15 protein-coding genes are annotated in these 18,832 nt (G+C 68.0%); 7 read left to right on the forward strand and 8 right to left on the reverse strand.

What is annotated here, in order from left to right; translation table 11 throughout:
• Window positions 1–108 precede the first annotated feature (108 nt).
• The 4 genes from AC5P8J_RS02860 to tldD are packed head-to-tail and all read left to right on the forward strand — an operon-like array spanning window position 109 to window position 7,588.
• Window positions 109–717 carry a Maf family nucleotide pyrophosphatase gene (locus AC5P8J_RS02860; RefSeq protein WP_021204306.1) on the forward strand — a complete coding sequence of 203 codons (609 nt, stop codon included), beginning with the start codon at window positions 109–111 and terminating at the stop codon, window positions 715–717.
• Window positions 710–2,197, forward strand: a complete 1,488-nt coding sequence (gene rng / locus AC5P8J_RS02865) for a ribonuclease G (protein WP_019662105.1) — start codon at window positions 710–712, stop codon at window positions 2,195–2,197. Before AC5P8J_RS02860 ends, rng begins: the two co-directional genes overlap by 8 nt.
• Before the next feature lie 30 nt (window positions 2,198–2,227).
• A complete protein-coding gene (locus tag AC5P8J_RS02870; RefSeq protein WP_227854014.1) occupies window positions 2,228–6,082 on the forward strand; it encodes a YhdP family protein in 3,855 nt (1,284 codons plus the stop codon).
• Between the two features lie 60 nt (window positions 6,083–6,142).
• On the forward strand, window positions 6,143–7,588 hold the full coding sequence (gene tldD / locus AC5P8J_RS02875; protein WP_019662103.1) for a metalloprotease TldD: 1,446 nt from the start codon (window positions 6,143–6,145) through the stop codon (window positions 7,586–7,588).
• Between the two features lie 41 nt (window positions 7,589–7,629).
• Here the strand turns inward: tldD and yjgA are convergent, their stop codons facing one another.
• Window positions 7,630–8,220 (reverse strand): ribosome biogenesis factor YjgA, encoded by a 591-nt coding sequence (gene yjgA, locus AC5P8J_RS02880; protein WP_021204304.1) that lies wholly within the window; start codon window positions 8,218–8,220, stop codon window positions 7,630–7,632.
• Between the two features lie 67 nt (window positions 8,221–8,287).
• Here yjgA and pmbA point away from each other — a divergent pair, with 67 nt between their 5' ends.
• Both pmbA and AC5P8J_RS02890 read left to right on the forward strand, forming a co-directional pair.
• Window positions 8,288–9,655 carry a metalloprotease PmbA gene (pmbA, locus tag AC5P8J_RS02885; RefSeq protein WP_019662101.1) on the forward strand — a complete coding sequence of 456 codons (1,368 nt, stop codon included), beginning with the start codon at window positions 8,288–8,290 and terminating at the stop codon, window positions 9,653–9,655.
• Between the two features lie 87 nt (window positions 9,656–9,742).
• Complete coding sequence (locus AC5P8J_RS02890) at window positions 9,743–10,114, forward strand: DUF4870 domain-containing protein (protein WP_019662100.1); 372 nt, start codon at window positions 9,743–9,745, stop codon at window positions 10,112–10,114.
• 111 nt (window positions 10,115–10,225) lie between these two features.
• Here AC5P8J_RS02890 and AC5P8J_RS02895 read toward each other — a convergent pair whose 3' ends face one another.
• The 5 genes from AC5P8J_RS02895 to AC5P8J_RS02915 form a co-directional block, all read right to left on the reverse strand.
• The gene (locus AC5P8J_RS02895) at window positions 10,226–11,104 is read right to left on the reverse strand and encodes a polyprenyl synthetase family protein (protein WP_058982172.1); all 879 of its coding nucleotides are present in this window, start codon (window positions 11,102–11,104) and stop codon (window positions 10,226–10,228) included.
• Window positions 11,094–11,354, reverse strand: a complete 261-nt coding sequence (locus AC5P8J_RS02900) for an exodeoxyribonuclease VII small subunit (protein ID WP_005410522.1) — start codon at window positions 11,352–11,354, stop codon at window positions 11,094–11,096. Before AC5P8J_RS02900 ends, AC5P8J_RS02895 begins: the two co-directional genes overlap by 11 nt.
• 36 nt (window positions 11,355–11,390) lie before the next feature.
• Entirely contained in the window at window positions 11,391–12,677 is a 1,287-nt protein-coding gene (tilS, locus tag AC5P8J_RS02905; RefSeq protein ID WP_495216601.1) for a tRNA lysidine(34) synthetase TilS, read from the reverse strand.
• A gap of 708 nt (window positions 12,678–13,385) precedes the next feature.
• The gene (locus tag AC5P8J_RS02910; protein WP_288041621.1) at window positions 13,386–13,931 is read right to left on the reverse strand and encodes a WG repeat-containing protein; all 546 of its coding nucleotides are present in this window, start codon (window positions 13,929–13,931) and stop codon (window positions 13,386–13,388) included.
• Window positions 13,928–15,631, reverse strand: a complete 1,704-nt coding sequence (locus tag AC5P8J_RS02915) for an alkaline phosphatase (RefSeq protein ID WP_495216602.1) — start codon at window positions 15,629–15,631, stop codon at window positions 13,928–13,930. The genes AC5P8J_RS02910 and AC5P8J_RS02915 overlap by 4 nt, the downstream gene beginning before the upstream one ends.
• Window positions 15,632–15,784: 153 nt before the next feature.
• Here AC5P8J_RS02915 and AC5P8J_RS02920 point away from each other — a divergent pair, with 153 nt between their 5' ends.
• A complete protein-coding gene (locus tag AC5P8J_RS02920) occupies window positions 15,785–17,119 on the forward strand; it encodes a dicarboxylate/amino acid:cation symporter (RefSeq protein WP_019660634.1) in 1,335 nt (444 codons plus the stop codon).
• 220 nt (window positions 17,120–17,339) lie between these two features.
• Here AC5P8J_RS02920 and AC5P8J_RS02925 read toward each other — a convergent pair whose 3' ends face one another.
• Entirely contained in the window at window positions 17,340–18,113 is a 774-nt protein-coding gene (locus AC5P8J_RS02925) for a C40 family peptidase (protein WP_005414115.1), read from the reverse strand.
• A gap of 131 nt (window positions 18,114–18,244) precedes the next feature.
• Window positions 18,245–18,784, reverse strand: a complete 540-nt coding sequence (locus AC5P8J_RS02930) for a C40 family peptidase (RefSeq protein ID WP_031270212.1) — start codon at window positions 18,782–18,784, stop codon at window positions 18,245–18,247.
• Window positions 18,785–18,832 lie beyond the last annotated feature (48 nt).

Below are 18,832 nucleotides of genomic sequence, written 5' to 3' on the forward strand. Positions count from 1 at the left end.
GAGGGTGGTGTCGTAGCGATGAACGCGTTGTGAGTCCGTTCGGGGTTGAACGCGTTCCGGGACGGGTTGCCGACGATTCAGGTGGCGGCCTCAGGTTATGCTGTGCCGATGCTCTACCTAGCTTCCCGCTCCCCCCGACGCAACCAGCTGCTGGCCCGACTCGGACGCCCCTTCCAGGCATTGGATCTGGAGGTCGTCGAGCAGCGTGCGCCCGCTGAAAGCGCCGAACAGTACGTCTGCCGGGTCGCCGCCGACAAGGCGCGCGCCGGCCTGGCCCGGGTGCTGGCCAATGACCCGCAGGCGCGGGTGCTTGGTTCGGACACCGAGGTGGTGCTGCATGGCGAGGTGTTTGGAAAGCCCGCCGACGCTGCCGATGCCCGGGGGATGCTGGCGCGTCTTGCCGGGCGTACCCACCAGGTGATGACGGCCGTAGTGGTGGTCGGCGCGGACGGGCTGGACAGCGAACTGGTCATTTCCGAAGTGACATTCGCCCCGATCGACGCTGCCGACATCGCCGCCTATGTCGCCACCGGCGAACCGCTGGACAAAGCCGGTGCCTACGCCATCCAGGGCGGGGCCGAGCGCTGGATCGAGCACCTGTCCGGCAGCTACTCCGGCGTCATGGGGCTGCCGTTGCTGCACACCGATCGTTTGCTGGCGCGCTGCGGCGTGCCGGCCCCCACCGCCGATGCCGCCAGGGAGGCTGCAGATGTCTGAGGAAATCCTGGTCAACGTGACCCCGCGCGAGACCCGGGTCGCGGTGATCGAAAATGGCATGCTGCAGGAACTGCACATCGAGCGTGGCTGGCGCCGGGGTGTGGTCGGCAACATCTACAAGGGCAAGGTGCAGCGGGTCATGCCCGGCATGCAGGCCGCCTTCGTCGAAGTCGGGCTGGAGCGCGCCGCGTTCCTGCACGCCAATGACGTGGTGCGGCCGGCGCCGGTGGCCAGTGCCGATACCGAGAACACCACCCTGCCGCCGCCGGCCAGCGTGCCGATTGTCGAGCTGCTGCGTGACGGCCAGGACATCGTCGTGCAGGTGGTGAAGGACCCGATCGGCACCAAGGGCGCACGCCTGACCACGCAGATCAGCATTCCCTCGCGCTACATGGTGCTGCTGCCGCAGTCCAAGGTGGTGGGCGTGTCGGCGCGCATCGAGGACGAAGCCGAGCGCGCCCGACTGAAGGCGCTGGTGACCGAGCTGTCGGCGCAGCACGGCGGCTACGGCTACATCGTGCGCACCAACGCCGAAGGCCAGCCGGCCGAGGCCATCGCCGAGGACATCGCTTACCTGTCGCGCGTGTGGAACGTGGTCGAGCGTCGTGGCCGCGAAGCGCCCTCGTGCAGCATCATCTATGAAGACCTGAGCCTGCCGCTGCGTTCGGTGCGCGACCTGATCCGCAAGGATGTGGACAAGGTGAAGGTGGACTCGAAGGAGACCTTCGGCCAGCTGCAGGCCTTCGTCGCCAAGTACATGCCGGTGCTGGCCGAGAAGCTGGAGCTGTATTCCGGCGATCGCCCGATCTTCGACATGTTCGGGGTGGAGGACGAGATCGGCCGCGCGCTGGACAAGCAGGTGCCGTTGAAATCCGGTGGCTACCTGGTCATCGACCAGACCGAGGCGATGACCACCATCGACGTCAATACCGGTTCGTTCCTCGGCCAGCGCAACCTGGAAGAAACGGTGTTCCGCACCAACCTGGAGGCTGCGCAGGCGGTGGCGCGGCAGCTGCGGCTGCGCAACCTGGGCGGCATCATCATCATCGACTTCATCGACATGGATGATGCCGAGCACCGCCGCCAGGTGCTGCGCACGCTGGAAAAGGCGCTTGCGCGCGACCATGCCAAGACAACAGTCTATGACTTCTCGCCGCTGGGCTTGGTGGAGATGACCCGCAAGCGCACGGTGGAAAGCCTGGAGCGCCAGCTGTCGGAAACCTGCCCGCAGTGCAGCGGCCGCGGCAGCATCAAGACCACCGAGACGGTGACCTACGAGATCTTCCGCGAGATCACCCGCGCGGTGCGCCAGTTCGACGCCGCGCGCCTGCTGGTGATCGCCTCGACCAAGGTGGTCGCGCGCATCACCGACGAGGAATCGGCGGCGGTGGCCGAGCTGGAGGAATTCCTCGGCAAGAGCATCCGCTTCCAGGCGGACGAGCAATACCTGCAGGAGCAGTTCGATGTCGTTCTGCTCTGATCCTCGCCGGCTGCAGGCCGGCGGTGGCCGATGAGCGCGCCGCCGCGCCTGCGACTGCGAAGGATCCGCCGTCATCTCATTGCCGCCTGCGCGGTGGGCCTGGTCGGGCTGGCACTGCTGGTGGGCACCCTCAGCCAGCTGCTGCCGCTGGCCGAGCGCCACCCCGACAGGATTGCGGCCTGGCTGAGCGAACGTGCCGGCCAGCCGGTGCGTTTCGACCAGCTGCAGACGGCCTGGACCCGTCGTGGCCCGTTGCTGCAGCTCAAAGGCCTGCATATCGGCGCGGGCCGCGGCCTGGCCATTGGCGAGGCCGAGGTGCTGGTATCGATGTACAGCGGCCTGTTGCCTGGCCGTTCGCTGACCGAGTTGCGCCTGCGTGGGCTGGCGCTGGATCTGCAGCAGGATGCAAGCGGTCGCTGGTCGGTGCGTGGGCTGCCACAGTCCGCCGACGGTGGAGATCCGCTGGATGCGCTGCGCCGGCTGGGCGAGCTGCAGGTGATCGGGGGGCGCCTGGGCGTGCGCTCGCCGACGTTGGGCATCGACACCACGCTGCCGCGCATCGACCTGCGCCTGCGGGTCAATGGCGATCGCCTGCGCGTGGGCGTGCGCGCCTGGGCCCAGGCCGAAGCGCTGCCATTGACTGCGGTGCTGGATGTGGACCGCACGCGTGGCAACGGCGAGGCCTGGCTGGGCGCCGATCCGGTCGATTTCCATGCCTGGTCTCCGCTGTTGGCGGCCGGCGGTGTGCGCCTGCGCGAGGGCAAGGGCGAACTCAACCTGTGGTTGACCCTGCGCGATTTCGTGCCGGTGGCGGTGACCACGGATTCGGACCTGCGCGACGTGCGCATCGATGGCGCACCGATACCCGGCATGGCGGCGCCGCAGCTGCAGCTGCAGCGACTGCAGGCCCGCCTGCGCTGGCAGCGCCAGGCCGAGGGCTGGGCGCTGCAGGTACCGCGGCTGCGGCTGAAGAATGAAGACGGCGAGCAGCGCCTCGATGGCCTGCAGCTGCAGGTCGGCAAACAGCTGCGGGTGCGTTCCGGTGAAGTGCAGGCCGGCATCGCGCTGCGTGCGCTGGCCCTGAGCGATCGCCTTGAGCCGGGCCTGCGTCGCTGGCTGTTCCTGTCCAGGCCACAGCTGGACGTGCGCGCGTTGCAGCTGGCCGGCGAACGCGATGGCCCATTGTGGGCGCAGGGTGAACTGCAGTCGCTGGGCTTTGCAAGCGTCGGCAATTCACCGGGGCTGCGCGGCCTTGGCGGGCGTTTCGAAGGCGATGCCAACGGCTTCAGCCTGCAGCTGCAGCCGCAACGGCAGCTACAGTTCGATTGGCCCACCGGCTTCGGCGTGCGCCACGACCTGCAGCTGGCCGGGCAGATCGTGGGCTGGCGCGACGAGGGCGGTGGTTGGCGGATCGGGACGCCGGCGATGCGTGTGGAAGGTACCGACTATGCGGCCGACGTGCGCGGCGGTGTGTGGTTCCAGGGCGACGGTACGCGGCCGTGGCTGCAGCTGGCCGCCAAGCTGGACGACGTGCCGATGACGGCGGCCAAGCGCTTCTGGATCCACTCCAAGATGAGCAAGGGCGCCACCGACTGGCTGGACATGGCACTGGCCGGCGGCCAGGTACGTGGCGGCGTCGGCCTGGTCACCGGTGACCTGGACGACTGGCCGTTCGACAACAACGATGGCCGCTTCGAGGCCACCGGCCACATCACCAATGGCGACATCCGCTTCCAGCATGATTGGCCGCTGATGAGCCAGGTCGATGCCGATATCGCCTTCATCGGCCCCGGCTTCGACATGCATGGGCGCGGCGACCTGGCCGGCGTGGCGGTGCAGAAGTTCGAGGCGGGCATCCAGGATTTCGGGCAGCAGCCACTGTACGTGCGCGCCGATGCACAGAGCGAGGCCGGCAGACTGCTGGCCATGCTGCGGCAGAGCCCGCTGCACAAGGACTATGGCGATACCCTGGACAACCTCACCGCAGCGGGCCCGGCGCATGTGACCTTCGATCTGCTGCAACCGCTGCACCACGATGAAGGCGGTGGCCATCTGCAGGGGACGGTTGACCTGGCCGGCGTGAAGCTGGTCGACAAGCGTTTCCAGCTCGCCTTCGACAACATGCACGGGCAGGCGCGCTACAGCAATGGCGGTTTCGATGCCGAGGAACTGTCGGTGCGCCACCTCGGCCAGGACGGCCGCCTGAGCCTGCGTGCTGGTGGCTACGTGCACGACAGCAGACTGGCCTTCGAATCGAAGCTGTCGGCCACGCTTGACGCCGGCGTGCTGATCGACCGCGCACCGGAGATGGCCTGGCTCAAGCCCTACATCACCGGGACCTCGCCGTGGACCATCGCGGTCAACCTGCCCAAGGTGGCGCCAGGTGCTCCTGCGCCGCCCAGCGAGCTGCGCTTGAGCTCCGATCTGGTCGGCACCCGGCTGGATCTGCCGGCGCCGCTGGACAAACCGGCTGCCGAGCCGCTGGCGACCACCGTGGCCGCACAGCTGCCGATGGGTGCCGGCCGCATCGATGTGGCGTTCGGCCAGCGCCTGGCGCTGGCCGCGCGCAGCCACAACAACCAGACCGGCGTGCAGGTGACGCTGGGCAGCGACCATGTCGATCGCGAGCCGCCGCCCAGCGGATTGACCGTCAACGGCCGCAGCCCGACCTTGGACGCATTGGAGTGGATCGGCCTGGCGCGGGGCGGCAGCGATGACAACACGATGCCGCTGCGTGCGGTGGACGTGCAGGTCGGTCAATTGAAGCTGATCGGTGGCGTTTTCGAGCAGACCCGGTTGCAGCTGCATCCGGGCGCGCAGGCGCTGGACGTGCGCCTGGCGGGCCCGTCGCTGGCCGGGCGCCTGACTGTCCCCAATGCTGACGGCGGCACCATCAGCGGCCAGCTCGACCGTGTGCACTGGCAATCGCTGCCGGTAGCTCCGGATGCACCGGCCGCACCGGCCCGGGTCCAGGCCGGCGCCAACGATATGGACCCGGCCAAGCTGCCGCCGTTCGCGCTGGACATCGCCGACCTCAAGTTCGGCAAGGTGGTGCTGGGCCAGGCGGTGCTGCGCACACGACCGTTGGCCAATGGCCTGAACGTGGACGAGCTGCGCTTCCGCGCGCCGGACCAGGAGATCGACATCAGCGGTCGCTGGCTGGGCCGTGCCGGCGGAGCCCGCACCGAGCTGACCGCCCAGGTGCGCAGCGAGGATCTGGGCGGACTGATGCAGAACCTGGACTACGGCGGCCAGCTGCGTGGTGGCTCCGGCCAGGCCCAGCTGCAGGCCACCTGGAGCGGGGGGCCGTCGGACTTCCAGCTGGGCAACCTGCAGGGCCGCCTGGACCTGCACGCACGCAACGGCCAGCTGCTGGAGCTGGAGCCGGGTGCTGGCCGCGTGCTGGGCCTGCTCAGCGTGACCCAGCTGCCGCGGCGCCTGATGTTCGACTTCCGCGACTTCTTCTCCAAGGGCTTCGCGTTCAACCAGATCGACGGCAGCATGCAGTTCGGCCAGGGCATGGCGCGCACCGACAAGGTGCTGATCGAAGGCCCGGCAGCCAACATCACCATCCGCGGCCAGGCCGACCTGCGCAACCAGCAGTTCGACCAGACCATCGACGTCAACCCGCGTGCCGGCAATCTGCTGACCGTGGTGGGGGCAGTGGCCGGTGGCCCGGTGGGAGCGGCGTTGGGCGCGGCCACCAATGCGGTATTGTCCAAGCCGTTGGGCGAGATTGGCGCCCGTACCTACAAGGTGACCGGTCCATGGAAGGAGCCCAAGGTGGAAGTGATCGAACGCAGCCGCGACAAGGCTCCACCACCCGCGCCGGCACCGGCGCCGGCCATTCCACCGACCGTCACCGGCCTGCCGCGCCCGCGGTGAGCGCGGCCTTCCTGTTCACGGGGCTTGCCTGAGCGCCCCCGCATCCCCAGATCGAGAACCATGACTGACATCGCCCTGACGCTTGCCCAAGACCGCCTGCTGCGCCCCGGCGGCCTGGATACCGCTGGCCTGGAGCGCACCTTCGGCCAGTTGCTTGGCCCCGGTGTGGACTTCGGTGATCTTTACTTCCAGCATGCCCGCCGCGAGAGCTGGAGCGTGGAAGACGGCATCGTCAAGGATGGCGCCCATTCCATCGAACAGGGCGTGGGCGTGCGGGCAATTTCCGGCGAAAAGACCGGCTTCGCCTATTCCGATGACATCCACGCCGACGCGCTGCTGGCGGCGGCGCAGTCGGCACGTGCGATCTCACGCGAAGGCGGTGCCCAATCCGGGCGATCGCTACTGCGTGGCAACGCGCGCGCGCTGTACCCGGCGCTGGACCCGATCGATGGTATCGGCAACGAGGCCAAGGTCGAGGTGCTCAAGCGCCTGGATGGCTACCTGCGTGCCGCCGATCCGCGCGTGAAGCAGGTGATGGTGAGCCTGTCCGGCGGCGTCGACACGGTGCTGATCGCACGCAGCGACGGTGTGCTGGGTGCTGATGTGCGGCCGCTGGTGCGCCTGAACGTACAGGTGATCGTCGAGCACCACGGTCGCCGCGAGTCCGGCTATGCAGGCGGCGGTGGCCGCTACGGGTATGAAGAACTGTTTGCGGACGGGCGCCCCGAGGCCTTCGCCCGCGAGGCGCTGCGCCAGGCGCTGGTGAACCTGGACGCCGTTCCGGCTCCGGCCGGGGTGATGCCGGTGGTGCTCGGTCCGGGCTGGCCGGGCGTGCTGCTGCATGAAGCGGTTGGCCACGGGTTGGAAGGCGACTTCAACCGCAAGGGCACCAGCGTCTACGCGGGCCGCATCGGTGAGCGCGTTGCCGCCCCGGGCGTGACCATCGTCGATGACGGCACGCTGGACGGACGCCGCGGTTCGTTGAACATCGACGACGAGGGCCATCCCAGCCAGTGCACCACGCTGATCGAGGACGGCATCCTGGTCGGCTACATGCAGGACAGCCTCAATGCGCGCCTGATGGGCGTGGCGCCTACCGGCAATGGCCGCCGCGAATCATTCGCGCACATGACCATGCCGCGCATGACCAACACCTACATGCGTGCCGGCCAGCACGACCCGCAGGAGATGATCCGTTCGGTGAAGAAGGGTCTGTACGCGGTCAACTTCGGCGGCGGCCAGGTCGACATCACCAGCGGCAAGTACGTGTTCTCGGCGACCGAGGCCTACCTGATCGAGGATGGCCGCGTCACCACGCCGGTGAAGGGCGCGACCCTGATCGGGAACGGTCCGGAAACCATGCAGAAGGTGCGCATGGTCGGCAATGACCTGGCCTTGGACGAGGGCGTGGGCGTCTGCGGCAAGGACGGGCAGAGCGTGCCCGTGGGTGTCGGCCAGCCCTCGCTGCTGATCGAGGGCATCACCGTCGGCGGTACCCAGGCCTGAGCCGGGCGATGGCCAGCGCCACCGCCCCGACCGGCGCGGACTCAGTCCTCGTCGGCTTCGTCGGTCTCGACGTGGCCGGCGTCTTCGTCGCCCGCCGTCTTCAGGCCCAGCGCGGCCGGCAGCATCAGGCCGCGCAGCACCTGGAAAATCTCACGGTAGGCGCGCGGCGGCTTGTTCCTGGCCTTTTCGGCCTGCGCGTTGCGCACCAGCGTGCGCAGCTGCTGGCGATCGGCCTGCGGATAATCGTCGAGAAGGGCCGCCAGTGCCTTGTCACCCTCGGCCAGCAGGCGGTCGCGCCAGCCCTCAACGCGATGCATCATTGCCACTTCGCGGCGGCCGGTCTCGCTGTTGGCGTCCAGCGCGTCGCGGATCGCATCCAGCGTGGCCTCTTCTTCGCGCCGCATGTGCTTGGCCAGGAACGCCAGCTGGCGCTTGTGGGCGATGTGGGCGGTGATGCGCTTGCACTCGGCGATATGCGGCAGCAGGTCTTCCGGGATCGGCAGGCGCGCCAGCTGGGCCGGGGTCAACGACACCAGCTTCTCGCCCAGGGCCAGGACGTCGAGCGCGTCGCGCCGGTTCTGGCTGCGGCTCTTGTCGTGGAATTCACCGGTTTCTTCGTCGCGTCCGCGCATCGTCCATACCTGATTTCAAAAAAGTCGCCCGGCGTGATGCCGGGCCCAACCCGTACAGGATAAAGCATTGAACGTGATCGCCCCTGAAGTGGCCGTCGGCGACGACAGCGCGGCCCGGCTGGAACGGCTGGCCGACCTCTCCCAGCAGCTGCTCGACCGTGCCCGCGCGCTGGGCGCCAGCCAGGCCGAGGTCAGCTGCAGCGAGGATCGTGGCCTGGAGGTCAATGTCCGCCTTGGCGAGGTTGAGACCGTGCAGTCCACCCGTGACCGCGGTATCGCCGTCACCGTCTATTTCGGGCAACGCAAGGGCAGTGCCAGCACTGGCGACCTGAACGAGGCCAGCCTTGCCGCCACGGTCGAACAGGCCTGTGCGATCGCCCGGCATACCGAAGATGACCCGGCTGCCGGCTTGGCCGAGGCCGCGTTGATGGCCACCGACTTCCCGGATCTGGATGCCTGGCACCCGTGGGCGCTGCAGGCCGACGAGGCGGTGGACCTGGCCCTGGCCTGTGAGAACGCAGGCCGCGAGGCCGATGCGCAGATCCGCAATTCCGACGGCGCTTCGGTGTCAAGCATGCAGAGCCTGTCGGTCTATGCCAATTCGCATGGTTTCATCGGCCGTGAGCGCGGCACCCATCATTCGGTGGGCTGTGCGCTGATTGCCGGCCAGGGCGATGGCATGCAGCGCGATGGCTGGTACACCAGTGCGCTGGCCCGCGAGGATCTGGAGGAGGTGGGCCTGGTCGGTCGTCGTGCTGCCGAGCGCACCGTCGCCCGCCTGCAGCCTCGCTCGATGGCCACCGGCAGCATGCCGGTGTTGTTCGCCCCGGAAGTGGCGCGCAGCCTGGTCGGCCACCTGTTGTCGGCGGTGTCCGGCGGTGCCCTGTACCGCCAGGCCAGCTTCCTGCTGGACAGCGTCGGCCTGCAGTTGTTCCCCGGCTGGATGCAGATCGAGGAACTGCCTCACCTGCGCCGTGGCCTGCGTTCGGCCGCCTTCGATGGCGATGGCGTGGCCACCCGAGCTTCGGCGCTGGTCCGTGACGGCGTCCTGCAGCGCTACGTGCTGGGCAGCTACTCGGCACGCAAGCTGGGCCTGCAGACCACCGCCAATGCCGGTGGCGTGCACAACCTGCAGTTGGCCGCCAATGCTGGCGCGCTGCAGGACATCGCCCGGCAGATGGGCAATGGCCTGCTGGTGACCGAGCTGATGGGGCAGGGCGTTAACGGGGTGACCGGCGACTATTCGCGGGGCGCCGGTGGCTTCCGGGTCGAGAATGGCGAGATCCAGTATCCGGTGGATGGCATCACCATCGCCGGCAACCTGCGCGAGATGTTCAGCAGCATCGAAGCGGTGGGCAGTGATGTTGACCCGCGCTCGCACATCCGCACCGGCTCGATCCTGGTGGGGCGGATGACCATTGCCGGTAATGATTGATGGCGTCGATGGCGTAAGCTATGCCCGCCTGACGCAGCCAGCTTGGTGCTGGTGGGTCAAGACCACCCAATGAAAAGGAGTTTTGTCGTGAGCGAATTCGATAACGTCCCGCCGCCGCCGGCGACCACCGAGGCCCCGGCCGACCAGCGCACGATGGCGCTGGCTGCGCACCTGCTGGGCATCTTCACCGGCTTCATCGGCGCGCTGATCATCTGGCTGATCAACAAGGATGATGCGGGCAAGGCCTTTGTGACCGACCAGGCCAAGGAAGCGCTGAACTTCCAGATCACCGTGGCCATCGCCATGGTCATCTGCATGATCCTGACCATCGTCGTCATCGGCGCGATCCTGATGCCGATCGTTGGTCTGGTCAGCCTGGTGTTCTGCATCATTGCCGCCGTCAAGGCCAACAACGGCGAGGCGTATCGCTACCCGTTCGCGCTGCGCCTGATCAAGTAAGTTCGTCCGCACGCGGATACATGCAACGCCCGGCATTGCCGGGCGTTGTTGTTTGGCGCTCGTGCCGGGCCAAGCGCGGTGAGCGCAGTGCGGCAGCGTCGCCGCCAGCAATCAGTGATTGCGCTCCACCGCCAGCGTTGCCAGCGCGCGCAGCGGATCGGCTTCCTCGCCATGGCCGGCCAGGGTTGCCTGCATGCGCGCTGCCAGTTCGCGCAGCTGTGCTTTGGCGCCGTCCATGCCCAGCAGCGCCGGGAAGGTGCTCTTTTCCTGTGCCTGGTCCTTGCCGGCGGTCTTGCCCAGTTGTTCAGAACTGGCTTCCACATCCAGGATGTCATCGCGGACCTGGAAGGCCAGGCCGAGTGCATCGGCGAAACTGTCGAGCTGGGCCAGCTGCGGTTCGTGGGCCTGGCCGCACAGCGCACCCATGCGCACCGCCGCGCGGATCAGTGCGCCGGTCTTCAGTGCATGCATGCGGGTCAGTGCCGCCAGGGTCTGTTGCTGGCCGGTGGCATCGATGTCCAGCGCCTGGCCGCCGCACATGCCGGAGGCACCGGACGCGTGGGCCAGGGTCTGCAGGCAGGCCACGCGCAGCGTGGCCGTCAGCGGCGCATCGGCCAGCAGGCCAAAGGCACGGGTCTGCAGGGCGTCACCGGCGAGGATGGCGGTAGCTTCGTCGAAGGCGATGTGGGTGGTCGGCTTGCCGCGGCGCAGGGCATCGTCGTCCATCGCCGGCAGGTCGTCATGCACCAGCGAATAGGCGTGGATGAGCTCGACGGACATCGCGGCCGCGTCCAGGTGCTCCAGTTGCGCGCCGAACAGGTGGCCACTGGCGTACACCAGCAGCGGCCGCATGCGCTTGCCGCCACCCAGCACCGAGTAGCGCATCGCCTGGTGCAGGCGTTGCGGGGCCTCGGCGGGCGAGGGCAGGGCGGCGTCGAGCTGGCTCTCGATGCGGTCGCGCCAGCGCGCGAACAGGGCTTCAGCCGTCATGGCTGGGCGGATCGAACGGCTCGGATGCTTCCGGCTGCGCCGGATCGCTGAGCAGGCGCACGCGCAGTTCGGCCTGTTCCAGCGCCTGCTGGCACTGGCGATACAGACCGACGCCACGTTCGTAAGCACTGAGCGAGGCTTCCAGGCTCAGCTCGCCGGTTTCCATCTGCTCCACCAGCTGTTCCAGCGATTCAAGCGACTGCTCGAACTGGGCGACCGGGGAGGCGTTTTCGGGGGACTTCTTGGCCATGCGGCAAGTGTGGACGGGCCGCGCGCGGGGGTCAATTCACCAGCCGCCGGGATGCCAACGCAGCTGTGCCCCGTTCGCCTGCAACCAGGCCTGCAGGGGCGCGGCGATGACCACGTCGGCGGCGGCCAGCAACTGCGGGCCATCGAAGATCAACGGCAGCTGCGCGCGGCGCCACGGGGCAAGACGCTCACGTTGCAGGCAGTCCTTCAGCGCGTGCGAATGCGGGCGACCGGGTAGCAGGATGCGCTCACCGCCCGCGCGCGCACGTACCTGCAATGGGCGTTCGAAGGCCGGGGCGCCCTGCAGGCGCAGTTGTCCGCCATCGGGCAGCGCCAATGGCGCGCGTCCGTCCCATTCGGCCTGCCACGCGGGGGGGAGCGCAGGTAGCCGGGCTGGCAGCAGGTAGGCATGGTCGCGCCATTGCTGGATCGCGTGATCGTGCCAGCGCACACGTGCCTGGCGATCGTTGCCGGCCGGCAGCAGTTCGTCCAGCGCCTGTTTCAGCACCGTGGCCGGCAACGGTGCTGCAGCATGGCCCAGCACCCAGGCGCGCAGCACGCGTGCGGCGCGGCCCGGCGGCACTTGGCGCAGAAGTTCCAATGACAGCACGCGCGGTGCCACTTCCAGATGCGCGATCAGCTCGGCGTCTTCCTCGTCCAGCAGTTCGCGGGTCTGCCGGCAATGCGTCGCGCTGCCGGCCAATGCCGACGCCGCGTGCGGCCAGCGCTGGCGCAGCAACGGCAACACCTGCAGGCGCAGGAAGTTGCGATCGGCGTGGTCTTCCGCGTTGCTGGGGTCTTCGATCCATTGAAGCGCGTGCTGCCGGGCGTAGTGGAGCAGTGCGCTGCGTGGCACCGCCAGCAGCGGCCGCCATAGAGGCTGTTCGCCAAGGCGGCTGTGTGCGGACATCGCGGCAAGGCCATCGACGCCGGATCCGCGCAGGGCCCGCAGCAGGAAGGTCTCGGCCTGATCGTCCTGGTGCTGCGCCAGTGCCAGTGTTTCGCCGTCGCGCAGTTCGGCGGCGAACGCTGCACGTCGTGCCTGCCGCGCCGCGCCTTCAAGGCCGAGGCCCGCGCGCTTGTCGACCTGCACGTGATGCACGGCCAGTTCAATGCCCAGTGCCGCGCATTGCTGCTGGCAATGCAGCACCCAGGCGTCCGCATCGGCCTGCAGGCCATGGTGTACGTGCACCGCACGCAGCGCCGTGCCGGAGGCCTGTGCGCAGCGCCACAGCCAGTGCAGCAGCACGGTCGAGTCGACACCGCCGCTGTAACCCACCAGCAGCGGCGCATCCAGCGGAACGAGGGCAGGGAAGGCAGTCACGGCGGCAAGTATAGGGTGGGGTTTGCTTGGCAGGGCTGCGCCCTGCACCTGCTACGAGCCAGAGCAACAGCAACAGCTGGTCTGCTGAGGGATGGCGGGGTGGGTCCGGTTGCGGGGGACGCTGCAAGTCCCCCTCCGTGGCCCGGCCCAGCCGCTGGCGGCTGTGCGTTCGGGCGCTTGCGAAGCAGTGCTTCGCAAGCAAAGCGCCCTCACCCATGTAAGCTCGGTCGCCGCTTGCACGTGTGCGCAGTCCTGCGCACACGGCAAGACCGGGGTTGGGCGTCCTGCCCAACCCGCCCGAGGCATGCCTCGGGCCCATGCGGCTCACGCCCCCGCAACCGGACCCACCCCGCCTTCGACAGATTGCCGCGATCTGTCGGAACGGCGTCTTGCACCGCTTTGGTAGGTGTCGACCTTGGTAGACACAGTAGATCCACGCCATGCGTGGATGACTCATTCGATATCTGACAGATGTGTCGACCAAGGTCGACACCTACCAACAGCCGCCGGAAAACTGTCGAAGGCTGGGCACTGTGGGTTTGCGGGGTGTGAGCCGCATGGATGCGGCGACCAAGGCTACATGGACGTACTCGCGCCGTCCCCGCACACCCACAGTGCCCCGCCATCCCACGGAATGCACGCTGTTGCTGTTGCTTCCGGCCGTTGCCGTTGCGTCTGCAGGTGCAGGGCGCAGCCCTGCCGAAAACCCTACTTCACCCGACGGCCCGCGCGGTCGATGCGGAACCACTCTCCGCCCTCCATCGAAGTGTGGCCATCGGCATCCGGCGTACCGCGGCGGCAGCCATTGCAGACCTCGGCCACGCCATCCTGGAACGGCCACCCGAAATCGTAGGTGCCGGGCACCACCTGGCGGAACGTCAGGTCGAAGTAGCCGACGCGGTTGCCGACGCGGCCGCGCAACAGGCCTTCCTGCGGCGTCTCCGGGCCGTTGTCCCAGGTCAGCACCGGCAGGCTGCGGCCCTTGCGGTCGACGTAGTGGAAACCTTGCTCGGCGTACACCACTGCCAGGCCGTGGTCGTCGTAGTTCAGGCCCTTCAACGTCTCGGTACTGATCTTCGGCCGGTGATCGATCACCTCGCAGTTGGGCAGTGGCCACAACCCGTGTTCGTCGGTCAGCAGCCTGCATGCCGGAGCCTGTGCCGCTGCAGTGGCGCTGACCAGCACGCCAAGCAGGGCCAGCGACCGCGCGAAGCGGCCGCTGGCAGAATCAGGGCGGGCCTGACGTGCGATCACCGGGCCTCGGCCTTGCGCTCGAATGCGGTCGGTGCCGGCAGCTGCACCGGCACGCCCTTGTCATCGCAGGTGCCGGCCTGGCACAGGCGCTCGCGCAGGGCCGGGGTGGCCTGCACGATCATGTGATAGATCGCGTTCTGTTCCAGCGTGCCGCGGATCGCCTTGCTGCCCGGGCCGCGTGCCCAGATGCCGACGTCCTCGCCACCGTGCGATTCGGACTTCATCGGCACCAGCGCTTCCTGCATGTAGTCCGGATGCTCGGTGTCGACTTCGCGCAGGTTCGGGCGGCCGTCGGCCGGTTCGAAGCTGCTCGGGTTGTGCGGATAGCGCTTCGGGCCGGCCGGCTGCTGGTTGCTGCTGCCGGTGTGGCCCGGGCCATTGGCGTAGCTCAGCGTGGTGTACGGCTGGCCGGTGCCGTCCAGTGCGTAGTCCAGCTTGCCGGCGCCATCTTCGCCGCCCTTGTCCTTCACCTTGCCCAGGATCGGGTTGCCGCGCGCCGGGTAGCCGACGAAGTTCAGCGTGTGCGAGTGGTCGGCGGTAACGATGATCAGGGTGTCGTCGGCCGAGGTCAGCTCGCTGGCCACGCGCACCGCATCGGACAGCGCCACGGTTTCGGTCAGTGCACGGTAGGCGTTGCCGCTGTGGTTGGCGTGGTCGATGCGTGCGCCTTCGATCATCAGCACGTAGCCTTCCGGGTGCCTCGACAGATTCTTGATCGCCGCTGCGGTCAGTTCGGCCAGGCTCGGCTCACCGCCCGGATCCTGCGGGCGCTCGTACTCGTAGCGCATGTGGTCCGGTTCAAACAGGCCGAGGATCGCCGGTGCGTTGGCGGCGGCCAGCTGCTTGCTGTTCCACACGTAGGCGCCGTGCGGATGGGCCTGCTGCCATTCCTGCACCAGGCTGCGCCCATCCAGTCGCTGGCCGACCTTGTCGTCGTACTCCGGGTCGCGCTCTTCCACGGTGGTGAATTCCCCGCGCCCGCCGCCGAGGGCGACCAGCGGGCCGCGCCCGTAGCGCGAAGTCGACAGCAGCTGCTGGGCGATGTCCTTGCAGCCGGCCGCCTTCGCCGCTTCAGTCAGGTCGGTATCGTTTTCCCAGTTGCGCTCGGGCGAGTGCGCGTAGGTCGCGGCCGGGGTGGCATGGGTCAGGCGCGCGGTGGACACCACGCCGGTGGCCAGGCCGGCGCTGTCGGCCAGCTGAAGCCAGGTCAGCAGGCCCTTGGACAGGCTGTCGGCACAGTCGGTGCGGCTGCCGGCGCTGACGCCGATCGCACCCATGTGGGTCTTCACACCGGTGGTGATGGCGGTCATGGTGCCGGCCGAATCCGGGGTCTGCGAATCGGTGTTGTAGGTCTTGCTGAACGCCGTGGCCGGGAAGCGCTCCCAGGACAGCAGGTTCTCTTCACCGGAGCCACCCTTGCGCTGGCCCTCGTAGATGCGCGAGGCGGCCACGGTGGTCAGGCTCATGCCGTCGCCGAGGAACAGGATGACGTTCTTGGCCTTGCCGGACATCGCGCCGTTGGCGGCGGCCTGGGCAGCGCCGCTGCGGTACCACCACTGCGGGGTTTCGCCGGCCGGGTGGGCGACGGGATCGACGGCGACCTTCAGGCCAGCCGGGGCAGAGGCGGGGGTGGTGCTGGCGCAGGCGCCCAGCAGCAGGGTGGTGGCGCAGGCGGCCAACAGGGAGACGGAACGGCGCATGGACGCTGGGATCTCACAAACTGTAACGGGACATTCATTATGCCCGCCCCAGCAAGGCACGCCGATGACACACTGATTTGCCGGCCCGGCGGTCGTTCCGCAGGCCGCTTTGGACTATCGTGCCAGCATCCCTTCCTTCCCTCTGGATTGCCTATGAAGCTGGTCTCTGCCTGGCTGCGGATTCCATTCTGGCAGCGCGTGGTCGGTGGCTTCGTGCTCGGTGCGCTGGCCGGCTGGGCGCTTGGCCCGGCCGCAGAAACGTGGTTTGGCCCGCTGGGTGAGCTGTATGTCACCCTGATCAAGATGATCGCCGTGCCGCTGGTGTTCTTCGCGGTCATCAACGCTATCTCATCGCTGCACGGGCAGAAGTCGGTCGCCGCGCTCAGTGGCCGCACCTTCCTGTGGTTCGTGATCACCGCCGCGTTGGCGGTATGCGTCGGCCTGGGCGTGGGTACCGTGCTGCAGCCCGGCGCCGGTGGCCTGCAGCTGACCATGGCCAGCAACTACGTGCCGCGCGAGGTCCCCAGCGTGGTGCAGGTGCTGCTGGACGTGGTGCCGGCCAATGTCTTCTACGCGCTGTCCGGTATCGGCACCAAGGTCAACGCGGCCGGTGAGACCGTGCTGGCGGCTGGCCGGGGCTCGATCCTGCCGGTGATCTTCTTCGCCGGCCTGGTCGGCTTCGCCATCGTCAAGCTCGGCGAGAAGGTGACCGAGGCGCGCAAGCTGGTCGGCCAGATGAGCGACATCATGATCCAGGTGACCCGCTTCGTGCTGGAAGTCACCCCGATCGGCACCTTTGGCCTGATCGCCGGTCTGGTCGGCAGCTACGGGTTCGAGAAGCTGCTGCCGCTGGGGCATTTCGTGCTGGCGCTGTACGTGGCCTGCGCCCTGCACATCGTGGTGGTCTACAGCGCACTGCTGCTGGCGCATGGACTGAACCCGCTGAAGTTCTTCCGTGGTGCGGCGCCGGGCATGCAGGTTGCGTTCGTCAGCTCGTCCAGCTTCGCGGCGATGCCGGTGGCACTGCGTTCGATCACCCACAACCTGGGCGTGAACAAGGATTACGGTTCGTTTGCGGTGCCGCTGGGCGCCAGCATCAAGATGGACGGCTGCGGCGCGATCTACCCGGCGCTGTGCGCGGTGTTCATCGCGCAGTACAGCGGTGTGCCGCTGACTCCGGAGCAGTACGTGGTGGTGCTGATCGCCTCGGTGCTGGGCAGCTTCGGTACCGCCGGCGTGCCGGGTACTGCGGTGATCATGGCCACGGTGGTGCTGAGTGCGGCCAACCTGCCGCTGGAGACCATCGGCTACCTGTATGCCATTGATCGCATCCTGGACATGATGCGCACGATGACGAACGTGACGGGCCAGATGCTGGTACCGGTGATCGTGGCCAAGGAGACCGGGCTGCTTGACCAGGCGGTGTACGACAACCCGTCCAGCAACGTGGGCGTGGATGATCCCGACCCGACACCACCACGCGCCTGAGGTGGTGTGCTGAATTGAAAGGCCCGCCCTGACCGGCGGGCCTTTTGTTTGGGGATGGCCGAGGCGGTGTCGGCCAAGGCGGCCTCCGCTTGATCCACACCATGCATGGATGGAGCCGGTGGCGACCAAGGTCGGCAGCCACCCACCATTACGGGCCCAACAAAAAAGCCGCTGCAGGGCAGCGGCTTCTCGCATCAGGCGGCGCTGTAGCGCCAGCGGGTCAGAGATCCACCCGGCGGGCCTGCATGAACTTGTTGCCCCAGTAGCCACTGAGCAGGGTGTCCACGCGCACATCCTTGCCCGAGCTGGGGGCGTGCAGGAAGCGGCCGTCGCCGACATAGATGCCGACGTGGTCGACGCGGCCCTTGCGGCCGAAGAAGACCAGGTCGCCCGCCGCCAGCGCGGTGCGGTCGTTGATCAGTTCGGCGTTGTCATCGTGCGCCATCTCGCGCGAGACGCGCGGCAACTCGATGCCCAGCGCCGAACGGAACACATAGCCGACCAGGCCGCTGCAGTCGAAACCGCTGTCCGGGTTGCTGCCACCCCAACGGTACGGGGTGCCCAGCAGGGTCATCGCGCGGCGCAGCAGCGACTGCACCTTGCCGTTGTCGGCAGCGGTGCCGACGACGCTGCCATTGGCGGCGCTGCTGGTGTCGTAGTTGGCGAGCAGGCGGCTGAGGTCACCGGCCACCACGGCCGAGCGATCCATCAGCGGAATGGTGTCGTTGGCGGCCAGGTGCGGCAGCAGGGCGGCCAGCGTGGCACTGGCGGCGGCATCGACGCGGCTGCGCTGCGGAGCGGCAGCCTCGGCCTTGGCGGCCGGTCGGGCGGTGCTCTCGGCCACCGGGGCCGGGGTCACATCGGAACGGTTTGGAGCAGTCTGCGACCAGGCCGGAAGGCTGGTCAGGCACAGTGCCAGGCCAAGCAACAGCGGGCGGGCACTACGTGAAGATACGGAAGTCTGGCCTTCGCTTTTCAGGTCGTCAGTCGTCACGCGTCGGTCACAGGAAAAAAACGATGGGGCATCATGCCCTGTAAAAGCGCGGATAAGTTAAAAATTCCGTTATAAAATCGTTATTTATATAGTGACGTATGTCACAGTTTTAGACATATCGCCTGTTCAGCTTAGCGAAGGACACGTTTCGCGCCCGTGTAGTGGTCTTTCCAGTAGGGGCCACTGAGCGAGTCCAGGCGAACCGTACCGCCGGTACTCGGCGCGTGCACAAAACGCCCTTCACCTACATAGATGCCCACGTGGGTGACGCTGCCGCGGCTGCCGAAGAACACCAGGTCGCCGGTGGCCAGGCGTTGCGGATCGATCCTGGGGCCCTGTACCGCCGCCAGGTCGCGCGAGGTGCGCGGCAACCGCAGGTCCAGCATCTCGCGATAGACATAGGCGACCAGCCCGCTGCAGTCGAAGCCCGAGTCCGGGGTGTTGCCGCCATAGCGGTAGGGCGTGCCGACCAGGCTGATGGCCCGCATCAGCACCGAGTTGGCGGCCTCGGGGTTGTCCGGCACGGTCTTGGGCCAGTTCGCCGTCGGCGGGGGCGGCGCCGGGCGGGTGGCCTTGCCGCCGCCACAGGCGGTCATCAACACGGGCAGGGCCAGCAGCAGGGCCGGGGCGAGAAACCGGCGCGGGCCGGACGAAACTGGCGTGATGTGCATGATCTCCGGATAATGCGCCACCTTGGAATGGCCGTCATGATGGCGGCG

It is taken from the genome of Stenotrophomonas sp. YJH_SMC_37, from assembly GCF_059370035.1.

Bases quoted from the DNA above. Each gene is read 5' to 3' on its own strand.
- AC5P8J_RS02860 (WP_021204306.1), top strand. From the start codon at position 109: ATGCTCTACCTAGCTTCCCGCTCCCCCCGACGCAACCAGCTGCTGGCC.
- rng (WP_019662105.1), top strand. From the start codon at position 710: ATGTCTGAGGAAATCCTGGTCAACGTGACCCCGCGCGAGACCCGGGTC.
- AC5P8J_RS02870 (WP_227854014.1), top strand. From the start codon at position 2,228: ATGAGCGCGCCGCCGCGCCTGCGACTGCGAAGGATCCGCCGTCATCTC.
- tldD (WP_019662103.1), top strand. From the start codon at position 6,143: ATGACTGACATCGCCCTGACGCTTGCCCAAGACCGCCTGCTGCGCCCC.
- yjgA (WP_021204304.1), bottom strand. From the start codon at position 8,220: ATGCGCGGACGCGACGAAGAAACCGGTGAATTCCACGACAAGAGCCGC.
- AC5P8J_RS02895 (WP_058982172.1), bottom strand. From the start codon at position 11,104: ATGACGGCTGAAGCCCTGTTCGCGCGCTGGCGCGACCGCATCGAGAGC.
- AC5P8J_RS02900 (WP_005410522.1), bottom strand. From the start codon at position 11,354: ATGGCCAAGAAGTCCCCCGAAAACGCCTCCCCGGTCGCCCAGTTCGAG.
- AC5P8J_RS02915 (WP_495216602.1), bottom strand. From the start codon at position 15,631: ATGCGCCGTTCCGTCTCCCTGTTGGCCGCCTGCGCCACCACCCTGCTG.
- AC5P8J_RS02920 (WP_019660634.1), top strand. From the start codon at position 15,785: ATGAAGCTGGTCTCTGCCTGGCTGCGGATTCCATTCTGGCAGCGCGTG.
- AC5P8J_RS02930 (WP_031270212.1), bottom strand. From the start codon at position 18,784: ATGCACATCACGCCAGTTTCGTCCGGCCCGCGCCGGTTTCTCGCCCCG.